The organism is Microcoleus sp. AT9b-C3 (assembly GCF_036705485.1).
Taxonomy (GTDB): Bacteria; Cyanobacteriota; Cyanobacteriia; order Cyanobacteriales; family Microcoleaceae; genus Microcoleus.
Map to the genome: position 1 here is coordinate 196,501 of NZ_JAUBUR010000010.1, position 22,602 is coordinate 219,102.

18 protein-coding genes are annotated in these 22,602 nt (G+C 46.5%); 10 read left to right on the forward strand and 8 right to left on the reverse strand.

Annotated features, from left to right (window positions below):
* Positions 1-81: 81 nt before the first annotated feature.
* Positions 82-339 (reverse strand): hypothetical protein, encoded by a 258-nt coding sequence (locus QUB77_RS12320; RefSeq protein ID WP_333323024.1) that lies wholly within the window; start codon positions 337-339, stop codon positions 82-84.
* A 150-nt stretch (positions 340-489) separates the two neighbouring features.
* Here QUB77_RS12320 and QUB77_RS12325 point away from each other — a divergent pair, with 150 nt between their 5' ends.
* The 4 genes from QUB77_RS12325 to QUB77_RS12340 all read left to right on the forward strand — a co-directional run bounded on the left by QUB77_RS12325 (position 490) and on the right by QUB77_RS12340 (position 7,149).
* Positions 490-3,258, forward strand: a complete 2,769-nt coding sequence (locus QUB77_RS12325) for a phycobilisome rod-core linker polypeptide (protein WP_333170344.1) — start codon at positions 490-492, stop codon at positions 3,256-3,258.
* Between the two features lie 853 nt (positions 3,259-4,111).
* On the forward strand, positions 4,112-5,476 hold the full coding sequence (locus QUB77_RS12330; RefSeq protein WP_333170343.1) for a P-loop NTPase fold protein: 1,365 nt from the start codon (positions 4,112-4,114) through the stop codon (positions 5,474-5,476).
* A 156-nt stretch (positions 5,477-5,632) separates the two neighbouring features.
* The gene (locus tag QUB77_RS12335) at positions 5,633-6,610 is read left to right on the forward strand and encodes a shikimate dehydrogenase (RefSeq protein ID WP_333170342.1); all 978 of its coding nucleotides are present in this window, start codon (positions 5,633-5,635) and stop codon (positions 6,608-6,610) included.
* A gap of 107 nt (positions 6,611-6,717) precedes the next feature.
* A complete protein-coding gene (locus QUB77_RS12340; RefSeq protein ID WP_333170341.1) occupies positions 6,718-7,149 on the forward strand; it encodes a hypothetical protein in 432 nt (143 codons plus the stop codon).
* Between the two features lie 237 nt (positions 7,150-7,386).
* Here the strand turns inward: QUB77_RS12340 and QUB77_RS12345 are convergent, their stop codons facing one another.
* The 3 genes from QUB77_RS12345 to QUB77_RS12355 all read right to left on the reverse strand — a co-directional run bounded on the left by QUB77_RS12345 (position 7,387) and on the right by QUB77_RS12355 (position 9,329).
* Entirely contained in the window at positions 7,387-7,674 is a 288-nt protein-coding gene (locus tag QUB77_RS12345) for a YggT family protein (protein WP_333170340.1), read from the reverse strand.
* A 762-nt stretch (positions 7,675-8,436) separates the two neighbouring features.
* Positions 8,437-8,760: a hypothetical protein gene (locus QUB77_RS12350; RefSeq protein ID WP_333170339.1), complete on the reverse strand. Its 324-nt coding sequence runs from the start codon at positions 8,758-8,760 to the stop codon at positions 8,437-8,439.
* Between the two features lie 194 nt (positions 8,761-8,954).
* Complete coding sequence (locus QUB77_RS12355; protein ID WP_333170338.1) at positions 8,955-9,329, reverse strand: YkgJ family cysteine cluster protein; 375 nt, start codon at positions 9,327-9,329, stop codon at positions 8,955-8,957.
* A 349-nt stretch (positions 9,330-9,678) separates the two neighbouring features.
* Between QUB77_RS12355 and psb30 the strand changes: the two genes are divergently transcribed.
* A complete protein-coding gene (psb30, locus tag QUB77_RS12360; RefSeq protein ID WP_015175616.1) occupies positions 9,679-9,819 on the forward strand; it encodes a photosystem II reaction center protein Ycf12/Psb30 in 141 nt (46 codons plus the stop codon).
* A gap of 106 nt (positions 9,820-9,925) precedes the next feature.
* Here psb30 and recJ read toward each other — a convergent pair whose 3' ends face one another.
* Positions 9,926-12,022: a single-stranded-DNA-specific exonuclease RecJ gene (gene recJ, locus QUB77_RS12365; protein WP_333170337.1), complete on the reverse strand. Its 2,097-nt coding sequence runs from the start codon at positions 12,020-12,022 to the stop codon at positions 9,926-9,928.
* Positions 12,023-12,387: 365 nt separating this feature from the next.
* Between recJ and QUB77_RS12370 the strand changes: the two genes are divergently transcribed.
* Positions 12,388-13,293 carry a bestrophin family ion channel gene (locus QUB77_RS12370; RefSeq protein WP_333170336.1) on the forward strand — a complete coding sequence of 302 codons (906 nt, stop codon included), beginning with the start codon at positions 12,388-12,390 and terminating at the stop codon, positions 13,291-13,293.
* 285 nt (positions 13,294-13,578) lie between these two features.
* Here the strand turns inward: QUB77_RS12370 and lnt are convergent, their stop codons facing one another.
* The 3 genes from lnt to QUB77_RS12385 form a co-directional block, all read right to left on the reverse strand.
* Positions 13,579-15,288 carry an apolipoprotein N-acyltransferase gene (gene lnt / locus QUB77_RS12375; protein WP_445251732.1) on the reverse strand — a complete coding sequence of 570 codons (1,710 nt, stop codon included), beginning with the start codon at positions 15,286-15,288 and terminating at the stop codon, positions 13,579-13,581.
* Positions 15,289-15,476: 188 nt separating this feature from the next.
* Positions 15,477-16,559 carry a photosystem II q(b) protein gene (gene psbA / locus QUB77_RS12380; protein WP_333170335.1) on the reverse strand — a complete coding sequence of 361 codons (1,083 nt, stop codon included), beginning with the start codon at positions 16,557-16,559 and terminating at the stop codon, positions 15,477-15,479.
* 548 nt (positions 16,560-17,107) lie between these two features.
* Positions 17,108-17,455 (reverse strand): histidine triad nucleotide-binding protein, encoded by a 348-nt coding sequence (locus tag QUB77_RS12385; RefSeq protein WP_172188364.1) that lies wholly within the window; start codon positions 17,453-17,455, stop codon positions 17,108-17,110.
* On the opposite strand from QUB77_RS12385, the gene QUB77_RS12390 reads away from it, so the two are divergent.
* The 4 genes from QUB77_RS12390 to QUB77_RS12405 form a co-directional block, all read left to right on the forward strand.
* Positions 17,454-17,615, forward strand: coding sequence for a hypothetical protein (locus tag QUB77_RS12390; protein ID WP_333170334.1), 162 nt, complete (start codon positions 17,454-17,456; stop codon positions 17,613-17,615). The genes QUB77_RS12385 and QUB77_RS12390 overlap by 2 nt on opposite strands.
* Before the next feature lie 58 nt (positions 17,616-17,673).
* Positions 17,674-19,203: a YifB family Mg chelatase-like AAA ATPase gene (locus QUB77_RS12395; protein WP_333170333.1), complete on the forward strand. Its 1,530-nt coding sequence runs from the start codon at positions 17,674-17,676 to the stop codon at positions 19,201-19,203.
* Positions 19,204-20,017: 814 nt separating this feature from the next.
* The gene (locus QUB77_RS12400) at positions 20,018-21,403 is read left to right on the forward strand and encodes a hypothetical protein (protein WP_333170332.1); all 1,386 of its coding nucleotides are present in this window, start codon (positions 20,018-20,020) and stop codon (positions 21,401-21,403) included.
* A gap of 559 nt (positions 21,404-21,962) precedes the next feature.
* Positions 21,963-22,602: IS110 family transposase (locus QUB77_RS12405; RefSeq protein ID WP_333295926.1), on the forward strand; the 640-nt coding region annotated here is incomplete at its 3' end.

Consider the following 22,602-nt stretch of genomic DNA (forward strand, 5'->3'; position numbering starts at 1 on the left):
AAAACTTATCATTTTTTCTCATATACGCTCTCTTAAATCTATACAATAAATCTCGGCAGGCTTTTTAACAAACGAGGACTGTCAATAACCCACCGCTGAACTGTCGGGTAAAGCGGAGGCGTCTTTAAGCAGAAAGTTAAACGCCCAGAAAAAGGCAGAAGAAAATTTTTGATTTTCTTTTCCCTTAATTGACGGCACTGGCTGCGATCGCCCAAAGGCAACTCTCCTGCCGAGTCTTTTTTTCCACGGGTGTACGGGCGGAGCGCAGCGGAGGGAGTACCCCGTGCCTGCCTTCGGATCGGACATTTCCCGGCAGGCAAAAAGATGAAACCAAAACATTTTAATCTAAGAAAGTAAGCGCGCTCGAACCTCGTGACAGGTAAAGGCAAAAAGTAAACAAAGCAAAAATACCTACTTTGCCCTGCATGAGAAGGCAGGGTTAGCCGGGTTAAATGCTACAACGATTTAGATAGGGAGCGAAGGAGTCTAATGACTGTAAAGGCAAGTGGTGGAAGCTCGGTTGCGCGTCCGCAACTATATCAAACTGTACCGGTCGCAACAATTTCGCAAGCAGAACAGCAAGACCGCTTCCTACAGCGGGGCGAACTCAGCGAACTGGCAAGTTATTTCAGTTCAGGGGCTCTTCGGATCGATATCTCTGCGACGCTGACCCAAAACTCGGAACTGATAGTATCCCGCGCAGCCAACCGGATTTTTACCGGCGGTTCCCCGCTGGCATTCTTGGAAAGACCACAAGAACCTGCGATGGCTGTAGCAGGCGCGGCTCGTGGCGGTTCAGCGAATGTCTCTGAAGGCATGAAACTGGGAAATGTCACCTACGTAGAAAGCCGCTCCGGTGGCAACGGCGGTGGCGGCGGATTCTTGGGGCTAGGAAATCTATTTTCGGGCAACGGTGGCGGCTACAGCGGCCCAATCCCCGCAGGATTTCAGCCGATCAATGTCTCGCGCTACGGCCCGGGCAACATGACCAAATCTCTGCGCGACTTGAGCTGGTTCTTGCGCTACATCACCTACGCAATTGTCGCTGGCGACCCGAACATTATTTCGGTGAACGTGCGCGGATTGCGGGAAATCATCGAAAATGCTTGCTCTTCGGCAGCCACAATTGTGGCAATGCAGGAAATGAAGGCAGCATCTTTGGGCTATTTCCGAAACAATGCAGAGGCAAGTGCGATCGTCGGACAGTATTTCGACGTAGCTATTACCGAATTCAAAGCTCCCACACCTTCAGATAAGGTGCGGCAGCGCGAAAGCAACGACCAGCAAGGCTTGCAACTGCCTCAAATCTACTTCAACGCAGCCGAGCGGCGATCGAAATTCGTCATGAAAACCGGTCTGTCGTCGGCCGAAAAGATAGAAGTAGTTAAAGCAGCTTACCGCCAAGTATTTGAGCGCGATATTACCCGCGCATACAGCCAAAGCATTTCTGACTTGGAATCCAAGGTCAAAAATGGCGAAATCTCGATGAAAGAGTTTATTCGCCGTCTTGGCAAATCTCCTCTGTACCGTCAGCAATTCTACGAGCCGTTTGTCAACAGCCGCGCTGTAGAATTAGCCGCTCGTCACTTCCTAGGTCGCGGTTTGAGCTCGCGGGAGGAATTTAGCAAGTATTTTGCGATCGTCAGCAAAGGCGGCCTGCCAGCCCTCGTAGACGCGATGGTCTATTCGCAAGAATATTCCGATTACTTCGGCGAAGAAACAGTGCCTTACCTGCGCGGTTTGGGCCAAGAAGCTCAGGAGTGTCGCAACTGGGGCCCGCAAATTGATTTGTTCAATTTCAGCGCTCCGTTCCGCAAGGTTCCTCAGTTCATCACCTTGTTTGCCGGCTACAACCAGCCTCTGCCAGACCAGCACGTTTACGGTGTTGGTAATGACCCCTTAGAAATTCAGTTCGGCGCGATTTTCCCGAAAGAAACTCGCAACCCCAAGAGCCGTCCGGCTCCCTTCGGCAAGGACACCCGCCGCATCCTGATCCGTCAAGGTGCAGGTATTGAAAACCAATTGAGCAACCCGGAAGCCCGCGGCAAGGCTCCAGGCTCTCTGGGCCCCAAGGTCTTTAAATTAGACCAGTTACCGAGCAACTATGTTGCTTCCAAGAAAACTGCCCGCGGTGTCTCCAGCAGCTACAGCAACAGTTCCAGTGTCAAATTTACCGAAAGTTCCACCCAAGCGGTGATTCGGGCAGCTTACCTGCAAGTGTTCGGTCGCGACGTGTTCGACGGCCAGCGCCAAAAGGTGGCGGAAATTAAGCTCGAAAACGGCGACATCACGATGCGCGAGTTTATTCGGATGTTGGCGAAGTCTGACGTGTTCCGCAATATGTACTGGAGCAAGCTCTACGTTTGTAAGGCGATCGAGTACATTCACCGCCGACTGTTGGGACGCCCTACCTACGGCCGTCAGGAAATGAACGCTTACTTTGACATTTGCGCCAAGAAGGGTTTCTACGCGCTGGTCGATGGCATCATGGACAGCATGGAGTACAACGAAGCTTTCGGGGAAGATACAGTACCCTACGAGCGCTATGTGACTCCGGGTGGTTTGTCGATGCGGACGATGCGATCGGGTTCCGTCGCGGAGCAAAATGTCCAAGCTAAGACCCCTGAAACTCCTCGGTTTATCGAATTGGGCGCTGCGGGCGATCGGGGCGATTTCGAGTTGCAAACTCGCCTCGCTCAAGGTGTCAGCAAGCGGCGCGAACAAACTAAGATGTTCAAGCTGACGAATACTTCGGACAAAGTAGCTTTGAAAACTTTAATTCAAGCTGCTTACCGTCAAATTTTTGAACGCGATTTAAATCCCTACGTTGTGAAGAATGAATTCACGGCGCTGGAAAGCAAACTGGGCAACAATGAAATCAATCTCAAGGAGTTCATTGAGGCTTTGGGCTGCTCGTCGCTGTACGTCAAACAGTTCTACGCACCTTATCCCAATACTAAGGTGATTGAGTTGGGAACCAAGCACTTCTTGGGCCGCGCTCCCCGCAATCAAGCGGAGATTCGCACCTACAACCAAATCTTGGCAAGCAAAGGCATTAAGGGCTTTATTAACGCGATGTTGAATAGCGTTGAATATGCCGAGGCGTTTGGCGAGGATACTGTTCCTTACCGTCGCTTCCCTACTCTGCCTGCTGCGAATTTCCCCAATACTGAAAGGCTGTACAATCAACTCACTAAGCAGAATGATGAGTTGGTGATTCCAAGCTTTGAGCCGGTGGCTGCTACTGACAGAAGCTAGATTGATTTGAGGTTTTAGATGTTAGATTACTGCTAATTTAACGTCTAAAATTAGCTGAAGGGCTGGTGTAGTTACCAGCCCTTTTTTTGTATAATTTGGAGTTTTTTTAACCGCAGAGGGCGCAGAGTGAGGAAAGAGAGAGTTTGCTAAAAAACCGGGTTTTCAAGTTTCGTCTGTTGCCAGGGATAGCCTCGTCACAGCCCAAAACCCCGTTTCGGTAGCAGGTGTCGGTCGCAAAATGGTAGAATCGATTAAAAATAAGTACCTCAAAAAAAAATATCATACAGAGAAACCGGGTTTCTTAAACAACACCTTCGTGCCTAAGTCAGAAGGCTCTAAGAAAGTAGGTTGGTTTGAAGCACTCGTACACAACGCCATCAATTTGAGATTTGAGATTTGAGGTTTTTGCTCCAGTTGAAAATCTCAAATTGCCAATCTAAAATCTGTTGCTGGTTTCGCTCCACAAAAACCCAACCTACTGTGGAAATGGCGAAGGTATTATTTAAAAAACTGGGTTTCTGGATACCTAATTACTATCTGTTTTTTTGCTTCTGTTAACTGTACTTGAATAGCCACTTTGAGCAGAGAACATTACTGCCAGATTTTCGTATGTGATGTCAAAAAAGTCGCGCTCGCTGTACGCAGATAAATTACTTAGTGATGAGTATTAGTTGATTCTATTGATGCCCATTACGCAAAAATTAAGTATAATTTCGGAGTGGTGGTTTAGGGACGCATCAAGATATTGAGCGTCCCAGAAAACATCAAAATAAGTTGATAATGTGTGCTGATTATTACCATAGCGAAACGAATAAGCTATTAGGGCATAATGTTGTGAAAGATGGAACAGGGTATGGAACTAAATTTACAGAAATTTTATAGCGCCTGCAATCCCAGCTACACCCTGGCAGTAGCAAATCAACAAGACCGACAATACTATATCGATTTCTCTTCAGTGCGGGGCGGCACAATCGTAGAACAATTGGAGCGCACCATCAGCCGTCTGTCCCCCGATGCACCTACCTGTCAATTATTCACCGGTCACATCGGCTCTGGTAAATCAACAGAATTGCTGCGGCTGCAAGCTCAATTGCAGCAACAAGGATTTCATGTTGTTTATTTTGAGTCGAGTAAAGACTTAGACATGGCAGATGTAGATATCACTGATATTTTGTTGAGCGTTGCTCGTCAGGTGAGCGAAAGCATTGAGAAAATGAAAATCAAGCTACAACCGACGGGTTTTAAAGCTTTGCTCAAAGGGGTTGCTGATGTTTTTCAAACTCAAATAGACTTGAGCGCTGAAGCTAATGTTCCGGGTTTGGGGGAAATAAATGCCAGCACGGAGGGAGAATTTTCTCTGGCGTTGGGAATTGGCAAAATTACTGCTAAGGCGAAAGATGCTCCGAATCTGCGATCGGAGTTGAGGCAATATTTGGAGCCGCGAACTAACGTAATTCTAGATGCGCTTAATAAGGAGTTGCTGGAGCCGGCTAATCAAGAACTGAAACGGCAAGGGAAACAAGGACTTGTGGTAATTATCGACAATCTCGATCGCATACACCTGTGCGCGAAACCGACGGGGCGGCTGCAGCCGGAATACCTGTTTGTCGATCGCGGCGAACAGTTGGCAAGACTAAATTGCCACGTCGTGTATACAATTCCTTTGGTGCTGATTTTCTCTAACGATTTGGGCCAGTTGACCAATCGATTTGGGGTAGATCCGAAGGTTTTGCCGATGGTGCCGGTGCAGTTGAGCGACGGTTCTGAGTGCTCTGAGGGTGTGGAATTGCTGCGGCAGATGGTTCTGGCGCGGGCCTTTCCAACGGTGCATCCTTCGCAGCGCTATGCTTTGGTTGGTAAAGTTTTCGACTCTGCGGAAACTCTCGATCGCCTGTGTCGAGTCAGCGGCGGTCATGTCCGCAATTTGCTGCAACTACTGTATGGCTGTCTGCAGAAACAAGACCCTCCTCTGTCGCGGGAAACTTTGGAAAATGTGATCGTCCAGCGCCGCCACCAGCTTACTTTGGCGATCGAACCTGATGAGTGGCAATTGCTGCGCCAAGTATCCGCTACCAAAACTGTGAACGGGGAAACTAAATACCAAATCTTGCTACGTAGTCTCTGGGTGTTTGAATACCGTTACGGCGAGGATTATTGGTTTGATGTCAATCCGATTTTGGCTGACGCCAAAGAGTTTAGACAAACAGTTGACGGTTGACTGTTGACAGTTGACATCGCTGTCGAGAGTCAAACGAAGTTCGAGCAGAGGGGGACTAAAGAATAAGGGCGGTTTTGTAGCAGGATCTGGTATGAAAACTCACAACAGTCAACAGTCAACCGTTAACAGTCAACAGTCAACAGTCAACTAACAAAAATGATTAAAGGCACTACTAAACTGTTGGGAGTAATTGGTCATCCCGTCGAACATTCTCTGTCGCCGGCGATGCACAATGCTGCTATTTCCCACTTGGGAGTCGATTTTGTTTACCTGCCGTTTCCGGTAAAACCAGGGGATTTAAAAGCTGCTCTTGCAGGATTTGCGGCGATCGGCGTTCGGGGATTTAGCATCACGATTCCGCACAAACAAGCAATCTTACCGCTGCTGTCGTCCGTTTCCCCGATCGCCCGCTCGATCGGCGCAGTCAATACCGTCTACCTGACTGACAAAGGTTGGTGCGGCACAAATACTGACGTTGAAGGCTTTCTCGCGCCGCTGCAAACCCCTCCCAACCCCCCTTACCAAGGGGGGGCTAAAGACGCGATTTCTCCCTTAGAAAGGGGCAATACGGCTGTTGAATCCTGTCCCCCCCCTTACCAAGGGGGGGCTAGGGGGGGTTCCGATTGGAGTCAGAAAGTAGCGGTAATTTTGGGGAATGGCGGGGCGGCGAGGGCTGTTGTGGCTGGGTGCGCTCAATTGGGATGTGCACAGATTCACGTTGTCGGCCGCAACGAACAAAATTTAGCGGAATTTCAGCAGAGTTGGGTCAATTCTCCGATGCCCGTGCAGAATTTGCAGGTTCATACTTGGGATAATTTGTCAATGTTAATCTCGCAGGCAGATTTGCTGGTGAACACGACGCCTGTGGGGATGTATCCGCAGGGGGAAAAGTCGCCGGTTGCGGCTGGTGCGCTCGATCGAATTTCACCAGGTGCGATCGTCTATGATTTAATTTACACCCCTAATCCTACGCAGTTTCTCAAAGATGCGAAGCTTCGGGGAGCGCGAGCTATTGACGGACTCGAAATGCTAGTTCAACAAGGAGCAGCCGCCTTAAAAATTTGGCTGGATAAAGAATCCGTCCCAGTCGATGTGATGCGTCAAGCCTTGCGACAGCATTTAGGTTTAGACTAATGCCATTTCTTAAAAAACTAGCTGTAGTTTTCCGAATTCCTATAAGTAGAAATTTGAGGCAGAATTCGCGCTAAGCTGAGAATTAAAATATACTTGCCCCGCCATTTATGAAATTTCGAGCTATCAGCCTTTTTTTTGCTACTTGCCTAATCGGAATTTTTACTTTGGTATTCACTCCACCTGCTTGGGCTCTGACGCCGATTAAACTTTCCGACCTTTCTTATCGCGAATGTCCGGCAGAAATGGGAGAAGGAACAGTCACCAGCGGCAGTTCTATGGAAGCTACCTGCTTTTTGATTACTGGGAAAGCTGAAAATAGCACCAACAAACCAGTTGTCAATGCCGATATTTTCGGCCGCATTTATGATGCCGACGACAATTCGGTGATGCAAAACCGGACTCGTTTGGGATCTATAGAAGAAGTTCCTCCCGGAGTTAGCGATTTTCAGCTCAGAATTTCAGTTGCCGCCAATCAACGAACACCTTTGAAGCTGAAGCAATTTAAAGCTACAGGTTTTACTGGCGTGGTTCGCCGCTAACAAAACTCTTGGAGATTTTAGATTGCTGCCCGTGAAACCGCGATGCAATTTGAGATTTTAGATTGCTGATTTGAGATTGTTTAGTGGCTGGCAATTTCTCATTTCTAATGTACGATGAACTCCCCAGCTTTTCAACCAGGGAGTTCATCTAAAAATGTCAAATCTAAAATTTAGTTGCAGGCAGCTAGGTCTGCCAAACAATTTACGCTTGATGCTTAAAAACTTAAGCTTTTCAAACTACAAGGATGTTTGCAAGCTGGTCAAAAGACCGATCAAGAATTCCGAGCCGAACTGAAGTACAAAAAACGCAATCAGTGGCGAAAAGTCAATCCCTCCCAAGGGGGGGATAATCGATCGGAATAGATTCAGGTAAGGGTCTGTTAACTGACTCAAGATTGAAAACGGGGGGTCGTACCAATTGATATTGGGGAACCAGCTTAACAGCACCCGAATAATCATCAGGGCTACATAGATTTGCAGAAATGTGGACAGCGTGTTTGCCAAAAGGCCTATTGAAGAACTCATAAATTTTGCTTGTAGTTTGATTGACACTCCCCCTGCACTCAGCAGCGGAGATTCTTGGTTCTGGCGACACACCTTAAAACTCGCTATCCTTGCGGCAATACTTAAACCAAATACCCGTTCGATTGAACCAAGTATCGAGCCTAATTTAGTTAGTCCCAGAGGGTTTTATCTCCCCAAGCGTTCGAGAATTACTTCTCAGGTTTCCGTATGCCCTACGGTACGGTTTAACTTCCAAAAGTTTACTTTTCTGGTTTTGGCTTACGTTAGTTAGCCTAGCTGTTTTTTCGTGGTTTTCGCCACCCACTAACCATTATTATTTCCCGACCAGTCGTTTGAGCTTGGTGTCTCATGTGTATCGGCGGTTATTCTACCTGTAGTATAATATCATTATACTATAATTTTTATTTTAATAGAATACAGTGAAATTTGAAAAATAAATATTAAGTGACTAAACGCTTATAAGGTAGGCAATTAATTAAAGCCGTCCTATAAGGACGGGGCTTTAGACCCAATTTCTTGGTAAAGTTTACAGACACTTTAACAGTGAGTTTAACATAGCTGGGGGAGTGAGAGAGGAGCGAGAGGGGCGAGAGGGGGAGCATCAGGCTTTTTACGGGCGGGCAGGAGAGGATGCCCAACCCCTACTCCCCACAATAAAATTCACTCTTTGTGGAACAAGCCCAAAAGCCACTTTTTGAGAAGGGCGCAAGATGTTAGTAGCCCGCATGGATCTGCCAGACTAATCTAAAATTTTAAATGGATTCAGGAGTCTGGGGCGATCGAACCCTCGCTGCCAGACGCCGGCGCGTTGCCATTTACGTCGCCGAGTTGCAGCCGCACGTCATCTATTGCCTGATTTAGCTGCGCAATTTTATCTTCTAAACTCAGCCTTGCTACTTCCATCCCGTCGGCTTCGAGTTGGCTGGCTTTCCTCTGGCGGATTTTTCTGGTTTTTGCGTCGGAAGGTTCACTCAGCAAAGCTTCAGCAGCGCGCCGCGACAGCACCGCGCCCAAAACTGCACCCACCAAGCCGCCAAGGGCAGCTCCGGCAATAAATCCCCCTGTAAAACCCTCTCGATTACTCATAGCTCAACTCAACTGCGCGATATTTCCTTAATTTGTTTATTTTGACACTCTCCCGGTGAGAAACCGGGAGATTGTTAGTTGTCAGGTGTTGCAAAATTTGAGGAGGATGGTTGTGGGGTGTCCCGTCGGCTGTGAAAATACACGCCTTCGGGATCATGGGCCCATCCGCCAAAAGAATCAAAATCATCCCGCAATTATCCAACACCGTCAGGTAAGGCGAGAATTCCGACTTCAGAGTTAAAGCGGATCATTTCCAAAGATCGATCGCCATAAAGATCTTCAATGTGTTCCAAGCAGCACTCGATCGCGAAATCGTTCAATTGAGCCGGCTCAACGCCGTACATCTCCTGAAATACCTCTGAGTCTACCCGACAAAAGCGCGGTCGATCGGCGTAAATTCCGCATTCTCTGGTGGCTTTGTCAAAATTGATACACCAACCGTCATCTCCGACTAAGCTCAAGTAGAGCGATAATTCGTCTTCAGATAAATACTCGTCTAAGTCGGGGCGCTCTGTTGGGTCGAGGTAACAACAAGCACCGCACTGCTTTACGCAACGCCAAGTAGCCATAGTTTGATTTTAGATTTTAGATTTTAGATTTTAGATTTTAGATTCCGAGCATTATGTCGAAAATGCCAAACTTTAGGAGACTGGAGCTCTTCAAGTATATCAATTGCCCGCGCCGGAGGCGGCTCTCCTCCAAGGGCATTCGATTTTAGATTTGAGGTTTTAGATTCCGCTCACTCTCGGGGAAGGGGCATCAAGTCCCTGGTTTGCTGTCACAGAGAGGTCGATCGTAGTTTACATTTTGTTGAATTTTGTAAAGTTCCTTAAAAAATATGGTCGATCGCCCGGTAAAATCAGAAGCGGATTTTCTAATGCAACAATCTAGACTTAATCACTACAGTCAGGAGGACAAATGGACTTTATAACCGATCTTTTCAGTGGTCTGGGTGGTGTAGACTACCAACTCATTGTTCAGGTAGCTTTACTCGCAGCCGTCGTGCTTTCTGGCCCGATCGTGATTTTTCTCTTGGCAGCTAAAGGCGGCGACCTGTAATTATAGCACGCTAGGCGGCGATCGAGAGTTGGGAGTTTTGAGTTTTAAATGATGCAAAATTCACAACGCTCGATCGCCAATTTTCGCTGCTGCACCGGCTTTGTTATCAAATACCTAGGGCGTGTTTAGCAGTTTGAATCAAATTCTCAAAAAAAGGTAGAGATACATCAACTTCTCTAGCATCTTTGCGGGAGTTACCTAACAAACCGATGTTTTGTCCGGGTGCAACAGCCAGAACTTGCCCTTGAGAGTTGCGAATTCTCAATTCCTCGATCGATCCTGCAGGAGACAGACTGCAAGAATAAGTGCGATCGCAATAATCAAACTCAACTTTTCCGAACCTCGGTGGCCTGGAAGTAGCAGCATTTGCCGGTAGCCGAACGCCCAACAATTCTAACTCAACCGATGTCTTGCCATTAAAACTATTTTCTCGCAATCGGTAAGCAATATCAACCCGCCGAGGCAAAGGAAAATATTCGCCCCAACGCCAAGCAATCGCCTTCACACTAGCCGATACATTTCCATCTTGAGTTGCAGTTAGTTTAACGTGACCTCCTTTACCAACAATTTTCTGTTCAGTTATGCAAACATTAGGCGTCCAAAATACAGGAGCCTTATTTTCAATTCCGCAAGGTTCCAGAGCATCAATTTGTCTGTAAAGATCCAGATTAATCTCTGCTAAATCTGCCTGCACGTCAACTGAAACCAGCGGTTTTAGGTGTTCGGGTTGCAAACATTGATTGGCAAAAATTGACAGTTGATTGCGGAATTGTTCGAGATTCTTAGCCGGCATAGAAAAACCGCCTGCAGCTTTGTGTCCGCCAAATTTAGTTAATAAATCCGCGCAAAAATTCAGCCCGTCAAATACATTAAACTCAGGAATTCCCCTCGCCGAACCCCTGATAATTTTATGGGCAACCGCCCCTACAGCCTCGTTTTCGCCAGCCTCATCCTCAAAAGTACCAATAAACACAGGTACGCCGTAGCGTTCCACTAACCGAGAAGCCACAATCCCGATCACCCCGTGGTGCCAACCCGGTTGCACGACCACTAAAACTCGTTCTTGCTGCAAGTCTATCGCCTTTTCCTCGCACCAAGCAATGGCTTCCTGCTCAATTTCCTGGCACAACTCCTGCCTGCGCTGATTGATTTGTTCGCACTGCATCGCGTTTTTGAGAGCCAATTCGCGATCGTCCGTAGTCAGCAACTCTATCACAATTTGAGGATCGGCCAGCCGCCCCACAGCATTAATCCGGGGCCCCAGCCTAAAACCAATATCTTCAGGTTTTAACGTATTGCTAGCTTGGCTTTTTGAATTCAGAAGAGGTAAACTTTCCGCACTTCCCGGCTGCACTCCCGCCACCTGAATCAAAGCCTGAATACCCGCCAATTGCGAGTGAGGCAACAGCCGCAAACCCCGCTTCACCCAGCGCCGATTAACTCCTGTCAAAGGTGCTAAATCCGCAATAGTTCCTAAAGTAAATAACTCCAGCAAGGGATTCACCAACCCCCCAACTTTTTTCATATCCTGAGCCAAAGTAATAGCCAAAACATAAGCAACGCCTACGCCAGCCAAACCGCGATAGGGCGAAGATTCTGCAATTAGTTTAGGGTTGAGAATAGCATCGGCCGGCGGCAGTTTTGGCGGCAAATCGTGGTGGTCTGTAATAATAACTTTGACACCGAGTTCTCGGGCTCTGGCAACGGGGCCGTAGGCTGCAATTCCGTTGTCAACAGTGAGAATGAGAGCGACACCTTCGGAGTGAAATTCTTCTACAATGCGATCGTTAATCCCATAACCTTCTCGCATCCGGCTGGGAATAGCATAATCCACATTCGCCCCTAGCAGCCTCAGAGCGCGTAACAACAAAGCCGTACTCGTCATCCCGTCAGCATCGTAGTCGCCGCAAATCGCAATTTTTTGCCCTCCCGAAATTGCTTCCCGCAACAATTTGACACTCGCAGCCAAATCGGGAAACTCATCGGTTGGCGCGGGCAAAACCAGAGATTCCGGTTCGATAAACCCTTGCACTTCTTTCAGAGAATCGATGCCCCGGTTAATCAGTACCTGTGCCAGCAAGGGCGACAAACCAATTTCGGCGGCAAACTGTTCGGCTTGCTGTGTTTGAGGCGAATAAATTTGCCACCGTTGGTTTGGCAATCGGTGAAAATGCGGAGGCACAGATGTCGGTATCTCTTGCACGGAAGCGGAGGTTTAAATATACATAGTTAATCTTACCGAATTAAGTCACTGCGTCAATCAATTGTAGATTTTAGATTTTAAATTGAGCTTAAAGATGAGTTTTTTGGGTAAAATCCAAAGGTTGTTTGTAGGAAAGCTTTTTTCCGAAGCTCTCACCGCACGCAAATACTGATACCAGCGCCCGATAGGAGTCGTGGAGAGCAAAAAAATTTAGAGCAAAGTTCACACCCCCCAGATTTATCTGTGGAGTCAATCTAAAATCTCGAATCTCAAATCGACTGGCGGGAGCCGAAGAACTAAGTTTACCAGGCATTTGCGCCGCCCGTGCTAGGGCGGGGCTAATTTAATTTAATGAGGAGACTTGCATGAGTGGCGATCGACCACGTTGGTTTAAAATTGCATTACAGGTTCGGGGGTCTGTCATTCCCTCAATTTTGCCCCGCGTTTTGCTGTGCGGTGGCTTTGGAGTTTTTATTTCCCTGCTACACTTTGTTAAGTGGCCAGTTTCCTTACCAATTTTGTCGAGTATTGTACCGAGTATTGTCCTGGGTTTACTGTTAGTTTTTCGGACAAATACAGCCTACGAAAGATTTTGGGAAGGTCGAAAAATGTGGGGAACTTTAGTCAACAACGTCCGCAATCTGGCGCGCCAAATATGGGTAGCAATTGAGGAAAAAGACCCGCAGGATATAGAAGTAAAAAAGTCAGCCCTGCGCCTGTTACCGGCCTTTGCAGTGGCGATGAAACTGCACTTGCGGCAACAACCAGTCAATCCAGAGTTGGAGCCGTTAATGTCCCCAGCGCAGTACCACAAGCTCAAATCAATGAACAATCCGCCCCTAGAAATTGCTTTTTGGATTGAGGATTATATGCACGAGCAGTATGAGCGCAATTGCCTCGATGTCTATCAGTTAACAGGTATGAATCAATTGCTCAACTCTATGATTGATGTATTAGGCGGCTGCGAGCGGATTTTGAAGACGCCTATCCCTTTGGCTTACGCGATTCACTTGAAACAACTATTGTTGCTTTACTGTTTAGCACTGCCCTTTCAAATGGTGAAGGATTTGGGTTGGGGAACCGGCCCTGTTGTGGCTTTAATTAGTTTTACTTTGTTCGGCATTGAAGAAATCGGCATTGAAATAGAAAATCCCTTCGGACACGATGCTAATGATTTGCCTTTGGATAATATTTGTGCTGCCATGCAGCGCAATATCGACGATTTAATTTCTTTATCTCCTAGCGTTCACGAACACGTAAAAGATAAGTAGAGTCATTCGATTTTAGATTTTAGATTTTAGATTTTAGATTGGTATCTAACATCTAAAATCTAAAAGGTTCGGATTAATTTTTAACAATAAACCCTATTAACCCAGCCAAGACTAACAATACAGGTGTCAGCCAATCTCCCTACCGCACGTACAAAGTCATACCCTTTTAGATTTTAGATTTTAGATTTTAGAGCGTATCTAAAATCTAAAAGGGTATAACTTATTAGATTTTAGATTTTAGATTTTAGAGGGGTATCGAAAATCGAAAATGGTATAACCTACTGATTAATTTTTAACAATCAACCCTATTAACCCAGCCAAGACTAACAATACAGGTGTCAGCCAATCTCCCCACCGCACGTACAAAGTTCGAGTTTGTCGCCGATAAATAGTAGCATCTCGGACTTCATAGGTATTAATTATCGACTTCCAAACCGTCTCGCCGCGAGGATTGACAAAAGCAGAATAACCAGTATTAGTTGCGATAGCTGCCCATCTATCCGTCTCAATTGCCCGCATCACATCTAAAGCGTGATGTTGCTCCAACATCGGCGGTTTGTAATGGGCATTGTTGGAAGCCGTGATCATAAATTCGCCTCCATTCGCCGCCTGATATCGGAAGATTTCAGCAAAGGCAGAATCGTAACAAATTCCGACAATGGCGCGACCAAACGGCGTATCAAACAATTGTTTAGAATTGCCGGGTACTAAATGAGCATCTAAGGGAGAAAGCCGATTAATAATCCCGCCTAAGATTTCGTAAAAAGGGATATATTCGCCTAATGGCACTAGCTTTAGTTTATCGTAGCGGCCGACAATTTCTCCAGTGCGATCGATCGCCAATAAGCTGTTAGTGATACTATTCTCTTGCTGCCCGAATCCTCCAACCCAAGCCACCACACCGCGTTCGAGAATAGCTTGGTAAAAGGAAAGAGTAGAACGTTGATACTCGTTTGTCCAGATAAAAGGCAAAGCCGTCTCTGGAATTAATACAGCATCGACTTTCCTGTCGGCTAACTGTTTGTATCCACTGGTGTAACCTTCCAAAGCGCGCCGCCAGCCCCCTGAATCAAACTTAATCTCGTTCGGAATATTTCCTTGAATAATGCCAATCTTTAAAGCGGTTGCAGCTTCTTGATTCAAAGGACGGTTGTATAAACTCCATCCTGCAATATGCAAAACTAAACACAAACTCGCAGGCAAAATATAAGGAATCCAATTCTGACTTCTGACTTCTGACTTCTGACTTCTTCCTTCAATAAAAGCTTCGGCGATTAAGCCATTTACTGCTACAATAGCGGCTGTTACTGCGCTGGGCCCGGAGAGTTGACCGAGGTGCAATATTGCTAAATTGTGCGGGCTTTGCGTATATGATAGGGATGTCCACCACAGCGAACCTGTACTCCAAATACTTTCTAAGGCACACCACAAAGCTGTGCCAATTAAAACGCGAATCACAGGCAAGATGCCTGTGCCACTAATTTTTTGGGAAATCACACGCAAGATGCCTGTGCCACTAATTTCTTGGGAAATCACAGGCAAGATGCCTGTGCCACTAATTTTGGAAATTGCGATCGCAAATAGCCACGCCCAAACTGTGACTAAGGCGGCTCCCCAGAGGGTAATGAATGCCCAGCAAAAAAGTGCGATCGCCAAACTCGGCCACCAAGGAACTCCCAACCAAGTCATCGGGTGAATTCCCATAATCCAAGATAAAGCTAATCCGTGATAGCCAATTCCCCAGAGTAAAGGAAGAAGGAAGAATGAAGCAGGAAGAAGGAAGAATTTTTGTTGTTTTACTTCTTGAAGAGGCCTTTCATAACTAACAACGAAAATCCACAGCGGAGCTAATGCTACCCAAGCCAATAGCCAAGCATTTACTGGTGCGGTTGTCAATGCCATCAAAATGCCGCTAAAAAATGCGATCGCCCAGGCTAATGTTTTGGATTTATGAACCAGAAGTTTTTCAAATTTGTGCCTGTTAAATATCGCCACTTTGATGATTGCCAAAAATAATAATTCTTAATCAATATATCAGATCGATCGGGAAGTTCGGCAAGGCGCAGTTTATGGGATTTAACGGATTTAACCAATTTAACAGAAAAAAATCTCTCAAATTCTACTTGCCAAAACAAAAAGCGCCCCTATTTCTAGGAGCGCTTTTTGTTAATCAAAAGCTAAACTTAGCCGTTGATGGAAGGAGCAACCATTGCTACGGGAGTTGTTTCGCCAGCAGCCAAATCGAGGGGGAAGTTGTGAGCGTTGCGCTCGTGCATTACTTCCATACCCAAGTTAGCGCGGTTGATGACATCAGCCCAAGTGTTGATCACGCGACCTTGCGAGTCGATAACCGATTGGTTGAAGTTGAAACCGTTCAAGTTAAACGCCATCGTGGAAATACCCAAAGAGGTAAACCAGATACCGACAACTGGCCATGCACCTAACAAGAAGTGCAAAGAACGGCTGTTGTTAAAGCTCGCGTATTGGAAGATTAACCGACCGAAGTAGCCGTGGGCTGCCACGATGTTGTAGGTTTCTTCTTCTTGACCGAATTTGTAACCGTAGTTCAAAGATTCAGTTTCGGTTGTTTCACGAACCAAAGAAGATGTTACCAAAGAACCGTGCATGGCGGAGAACAGAGCACCGCCGAAGACACCAGCAACTCCCAACATATGGAAGGGGTGCATCAGGATGTTGTGCTCGGCTTGGAACACGATCATGAAGTTGAATGTGCCGGAGATACCCAAGGGCATACCGTCAGAAAAGCTGCCTTGTCCGATCGGGTAAATCAAGAATACTGCGGTGGCTGCTGCCACTGGTGCAGAGTAAGCGACGCAGATCCAAGGACGCATACCTAAGCGGTAGGACAGTTCCCATTCACGACCCATGTAGCAGAAAACGCCAATGAGGAAGTGAAATACTACCAATTGGTAGGGGCCGCCGTTGTACAACCACTCATCGAGGGAAGCTGCTTCCCAGATGGGATAGAAGTGAAGCCCGATCGCATTCGATGAAGGAACAACAGCACCAGTAATGATGTTGTTGCCGTACATTAAGGAACCAGCAACTGGTTCGCGGATGCCGTCGATGTCCACAGGAGGAGCAGCGATAAAGGCGATGATGTAGCAGATGGTGGCGCTGAGCAAGGTGGGAATCATCAAGACGCCGAACCAACCCACATAAATGCGGTTTTCGGTGCTAGTTACCCACTCGCAGAACCGTTCCCAAACGTTGCCGCTTTCGCGACGCTGTACGGTTGTTGTCATTTGGTTTATGATGGCTTAATTGAATTTTCAAGGTTCGTTGTGGGGATGCCCCACGCTTATATTAGTAACACCATTCACTCTAGTTTGCCAAGGGATTACTGCTAACAATTTAAACATTTTACAAACTTTTACAATAACTTGATATTTCGTAAATATTTGTAGTTTTTCACAAAGTAAAATTACACATTCAACGGGTTACATACAGCGGCCACAAGAACAGAATCTATTGCCTGTAGCTGGGTTCAGCAGTTCAAACACATTATTTTTGTTCAGGTCGATTCTCTTTCTACTTAAATATTTCTTAATTAGGTCGTGAAGAGATGATTTTTAATATTTGTTAACATATAACTGGTGGCTTCTGCGAGGGGAAACTTTTATCGGGAGAATACTGAAAAGCTGGTTTTTAGTGCGATCGGGCTGCATTCTCAATAAGAGCCAATCCACCGATTTATTGACGAAAAAAGAAACCCGGTTTCTGAGGTGCTTGGCAATAGAAATCAACCGGGTTTCTGAGGATGAGTCCGCAAGTTCTGCGTAAAAATTAGCCTTTAACCTGGGGGCCACTTCATCTGGCGACCGCCGAGAATGTGAAGGTGCAGGTGGTCTACAGTTTGGCCGCCGTCGCTGCCGCTATTAATGACGACGCGATAACCGTTGCTAAGTCCGAGTTGTTCTGCTACCCGCTTGACAGTCAGCAGCAAGTGTCCCATGAGAGCATGATCTTCCGACTCGGCATCGGCTAATTTGGCAATAGGCTGTTTGGGAATGACGAGGATGTGGACGGGCGCTTGCGGATGGATATCTCTGAACGCGAGGGCCAAGTCGTCTTCATAAACGATGTCTGCCGGAATCTCTTTGCGGATGATTTTGCTGAAAAGCGTTTCTTGAGTTGTCATGAGTGTTAACGAAGGAAGAAGGAAGAAGGAAGAGGGAAGAAGGCGGAAGTGGGAAGGGGGAAGGGAAAGAGGTTCGAGGGAATACCCAGCAGGAGAGAAGGAAGAGGAGAAAAAGAAGAGGCAAGGAAAAGTTTTTCTTGCCTCTTCCGATATTCATTAGTCATTGTTAATCATAATAGATGATGAATCAAGGACAGGCAAATTAAGGATAAAGAAAAATGCTTGCTAGGGTTTGGAGTGCATCGATCGTTGGAATTGACGCGGTAAAGGTTGGTGTTGAGGCTGATGTGTCAGGGGGGCTACCGAAAATTGTGGTTGTGGGATTGCCCGATTCTGCTGTGCAAGAAGCTAAAGAAAGGGTTAAGGCTACGCTAAAAAATTCGGGATATGCTTTTCCGATGCGGAGTATTGTGATTAATTTGACTCCGGCAGATTTGCGGAAGGAAGGGCCGAGTTTTGATTTGCCGATCGCCATTGGCATTTTAGCAGCATCGGAACAAGTCAGCGGTCAACTTTTGGGAGATTATTTGTTTTTAGGGGAACTTTCTTTAGATGGAAGTTTGCGGGCTGTGGCTGGGGTTTTGCCGATCGCCGCTGCTGCTGCCAAAATGGGTATTTCCGGGTTGGTTGTACCGGCTGGTAACGCGCAAGAAGCGGCTTTGGTGCAAGGAATATCTGTTTATGGTTTTGAGAATATTTTTGCAGTTACTGATTTTTTGAATAATCCTGAAGTTTATTCACCTGTAGAAGTAAACGGTAGAGAAGAGTTAGCAAAAACGCGGTTTTCTGGTCTAGATTTAAAGGATGTAAAGGGGCAAATTCACGCGCGGCGGGCTTTGGAAATTGCGGCGGCGGGGGGACACAATTTAATTTTTGTGGGGCCGCCAGGGAGCGGTAAGACGATGTTGGCGAGGCGTTTGCCGGGTATTTTGCCGCCGCTGACTTTTGATGAAGCTTTGGATGTGACTCAAATTCATTCGGTGGCCGGGTTGTTGAAGGATAAGGGAAGCTTGGTGGGCGATCGGCCTTTTCGCAGTCCTCACCATTCGGCATCTGGGCCTTCTTTGGTAGGTGGCGGCAGTTTTCCGCGTCCGGGTGAAATTTCTTTAGCACATCGCGGCATACTTTTTCTGGATGAATTAACTGAGTTTAAAAGAGATGTTTTGGAGTTTTTGCGACAACCGCTGGAAGATGGTTATGTGACGATTTCTCGAACTAGACAATCGGTGATGTTTCCGGCGCAATTCACTTTAGTTGCAAGTACGAATCCTTGCGCTTGCGGTTATTACGGCGATTCGATTCAACAGTGTACTTGTTCGCCGCAAAAGAGGGAGCAATATTGGGCAAAACTTTCGGGGCCTTTGATGGATCGGATTGATTTGCAAGTGGCAGTTAATCGTTTGAAACCCGAGGAAATTACGCGACAGCCGACGGGGGAGGAGTCGGAACCGGTGCGGGTGAGGGTGCAGCGGGCGCGAGAGCTCGCAACTCGCCGTTTTCAGTCGGAATCTAGTTTGCGCTGTAATGCGGAGATGCAAAGCAGCCACATTAACAAATGGTGTCAGTTGGATGAGGCTTCTCGGAATTTATTGGAGATGGCGATTCGGAAGTTGGGGCTGTCGGCGAGGGCTAGCGATCGCATTTTGAAGGTTGCTAGAACTATTGCTGATTTGTCGGGGGATGAAAGCTTGAAAACGAATCATGTGGGGGAGGCGGTTCAGTATCGGACGATCGATCGAATGCAGTAAGTCAGCAACGGCTCAAAAGACACAATACCCCGATCCGCGACTTCTTAAAGAAGTTGGAACTCTAACAGTTGATTCGGCGATTTAAATCGCTTCTAAACCTACGAAGTCCCAGCAGAGGGGGACTAAGGGATTAAGGGGGTATTTAAGCTGGATTGATGTTGTCCAATTAATTATTTAATTGAGCCAGTTAAACGCCCCGATTTTCCCATGTTTATTGTCTGATTTTGTGCTGCATGGTGTCAGGATCACTTGTGAAAGTTGCGTAGGTTCTGTTAGTGTTAGATTGGGGGAGGCGACAGCAAACCAAGGCAGCAGTTAAAGTGGCGATCGCGGAAGCTTTAGATCGATTTCCCGAAAGCTAATCAACAGAAGTGTATCAGCCCAAATGTCAAGAGGTTTATCAGCACGTCTACCAATCTTATTCTGAGGCCGGACGCAGTATTTATACCACAGCAGCTTGAAGCTGGTGTCAATGCCACTCACCCACAGCTTTTGTCAAAAATTCCTCATAATTTCATCAAAAATTTATTAATTTTTTACCCACTTTTTGTCATCTTTACTGTAATTTATGATACCGATCGCCCAAGTTGCCCGAGTCTCCACAACGGCCGAATTGTTAATATTTAATTTCTCGCTCTCGCTCTCCCTCCCTCTCCCTCCCTCTTGCTCTCTCTTTCTCTTTCCCAGGCCCCCTCTCGCTGTTTGACCTTAAAATTTAAAATTTTTGAGTGACAAATCATGGCACGATGGCAGCGCGTTTTGATACCATGCAATCAAGCGCAAGACAATCAGGGAATGCACTGGAGGTGTGTAAATGGAGCTTTTCGCAGAACAAAAACGGTGCTTGGATTGCTTGGTAAGCTCGATCGAGCAATTGGGAGGTCGAGTAGACATTCCAAAGCTAGAGCAGATAGCTGAGCTAATCATTCAAACGATGAGAGGGCCTTGGCGGTACTTTCACACGTCGGAACACATTTTTGAGGTCGGGGGGTCAGTCGATCCGATCGAGGTGCTGGCTGCGCTGTTTCACGACCTCGTGTACGTGCAAGTCGATCAGGGCGTTAGTTTCAATATTAGCAGCGCCCTTTGTCCTTTTGTCAAAGAGGTGCGATCGCAGTTAGTTATTAGAGATGAAACCGAACTGCCCGACGATGCCATGTATCAGCTAGTGGCCTCAGTATTTGGGTTTATTCCCGGCAAGACTCTCTCTCCGTTTGCCGGCCAAAACGAATTTTTGAGTGCCGTTATTGCTGCCAAATCTTTGGAGCCTTTTTTGCCAGCTAGTACGATCGCCGAAATCGCCGCTTGCATCGAAGCTACTATTCCTTTTCGTCCGGTTGCGCCCAGCGGTTTGAGCGCGATCGAACTTTTGCACCAGCGTTTGGTAAGTATAAATCGCGATTTTAGCATGGGATGGAGCCATGCAGAAATTGTAGAAATTGTCAAGCGTGCTGTCAGGTTAGCAAATAGAGATGTCGAGAATTTTGCATCTCCAAATTCCTCTAATTTCTTAGACAATACCTGGAATTTGATGCCAGAAACCAACCACGAATTGACCAATGTTAATTCCTATACTGTTGCCGGATATCGCAGGTCTCTGCAAAAAATGGAAGGATTTTTGAACTTCCTCAAACCAGAACTGGTTTTCCAGCAGTTTATGCAAGAGCCGGACGATAAAACCTACGCTAACCTGATTGCCAGAACTCGCAAAAATATCGAAGTTGCTAAACTTTATCTGGGGGTAAAGCTAATTACTATCGCTATTTTAGAAGCTCTTTCCTACCGTTTGGGGCGCGATATTCCGCTTTCAACTATGATGGGAGAATTGCGTACACCAGGATTTAAAACCTCGGTTTTGGAGGATTACTTGCCCAACAGACAGAGCGCCTACCCCTTAGACAGTCAGTTGCAAAGAGAAGTGTTAGACCTGCTAGAAATAGGACGCAATCAAGAATCGCGCTATGATATTAAAAACTCCCCAGTTTCTACGTTTATTATCAAATCTATCGGCTTTGCTGAAACAGAAAACTTTTTGAAGAAAGCTCAAGAGTTTTTTGCCGGTCATATTTCTTCGGAAGAGTTTCTCTCTTACTGCGCTCCCGATGTTATTGAGACCATCTCCTCTGGCGTGATGAAACTATTTGAGAGCAGGAAGAAGGCTTTAGGGAAAGTTAAATTAGTTCACCAAACTGTTTCTTAGGATAGGTTGGCACAATCTTAAAACGTTTTCCATTGCAGAAACCCACTTTTTTGAGTTCAGCCACAATGTCCGGTTAGTCTGAGATGTTGCACCATTCTCGCTCGCACAGGCTTTCGGGCCTGTTCCACAAACAATGAGTTTTCGGGTGGGGAGTAGGGGTTGGGCAGGAGATCCCGCCCAAAAAAAGATTATTGAGAATGGTGCAATATTTCAGTTTAAACCATAAAAAAAGTCCTCTTTAAAGCATCCTACGGGCGTCGCACGCCCGTTATGAAGAAAAGAAACAGTTTCGATCGCCCAAAAGTTGCTCGCGATCGGATATATTATCCCTGTGTCCCAAGAGTCAGACCGACAAGTCAATGGTGCTTATGTGAGCCTGATGAGAGAGCATGGTCGTGGGCATGATGATTATGACATTGGTGAAGGGTAGTTTTACCCTATCCCGTTGAGGAGAATATAACATCACATCCGCCCACCGCTCGAGACACCTTCTAATTCGCTCGCGAAAAGGAGTCATCTAATGATCCGACACAAGACAAACAAACCTGTTACGGGTGAAATGTCAAATTTTACACAGCTCAACCCAAATGCCGCAGCGATAGATATTGGCTCTGCTGAACATTGGGTTTGCGTTCTACCCGCTCGAACGCCACAAAATGTAAGTAAATTTAGCTGTTTTACCCGTGACTTAATCGAGATGGCTTCCTGGTTAGAGGAATGTCGAGTAGACACGATGGCGAGGGAATCTACAGGAGTCTATTGGATAAGTGCATTTCAAATTCTCGAAGAAAGGGGTATCGAAGTCAAATTGGTGAATGCCCATCACGTCAAAACCGTACCGGGTCGAAAAACCGATTTTTTGGATTGTCAATGGTTGCAACAGCTACATACTTACGGTTTATTGTCCGGTTCCTTTCGCCCTGATGACCAAATTTGTGTTCTACGTAGTTACATTCGCCATCGCGATAACTTAATTAAAAGCGGTAGCACCCACCTACTGCGGATGCAGAAAGCATTAACTCAAATGAATCTGCAACTAAATAAAGTCATCAGTGACATCACAGGAGTTACAGGGATGGCAATTATCCGCGCCATTGTAGCTGGAGAAAGGAACCCTCAAGTCTTAGCTGGCTTGAAAAATTCTCGGATTAAAAGTAGTACCGCCGATATTGCTAAAGCCAAGACTTGCGACTATCGAG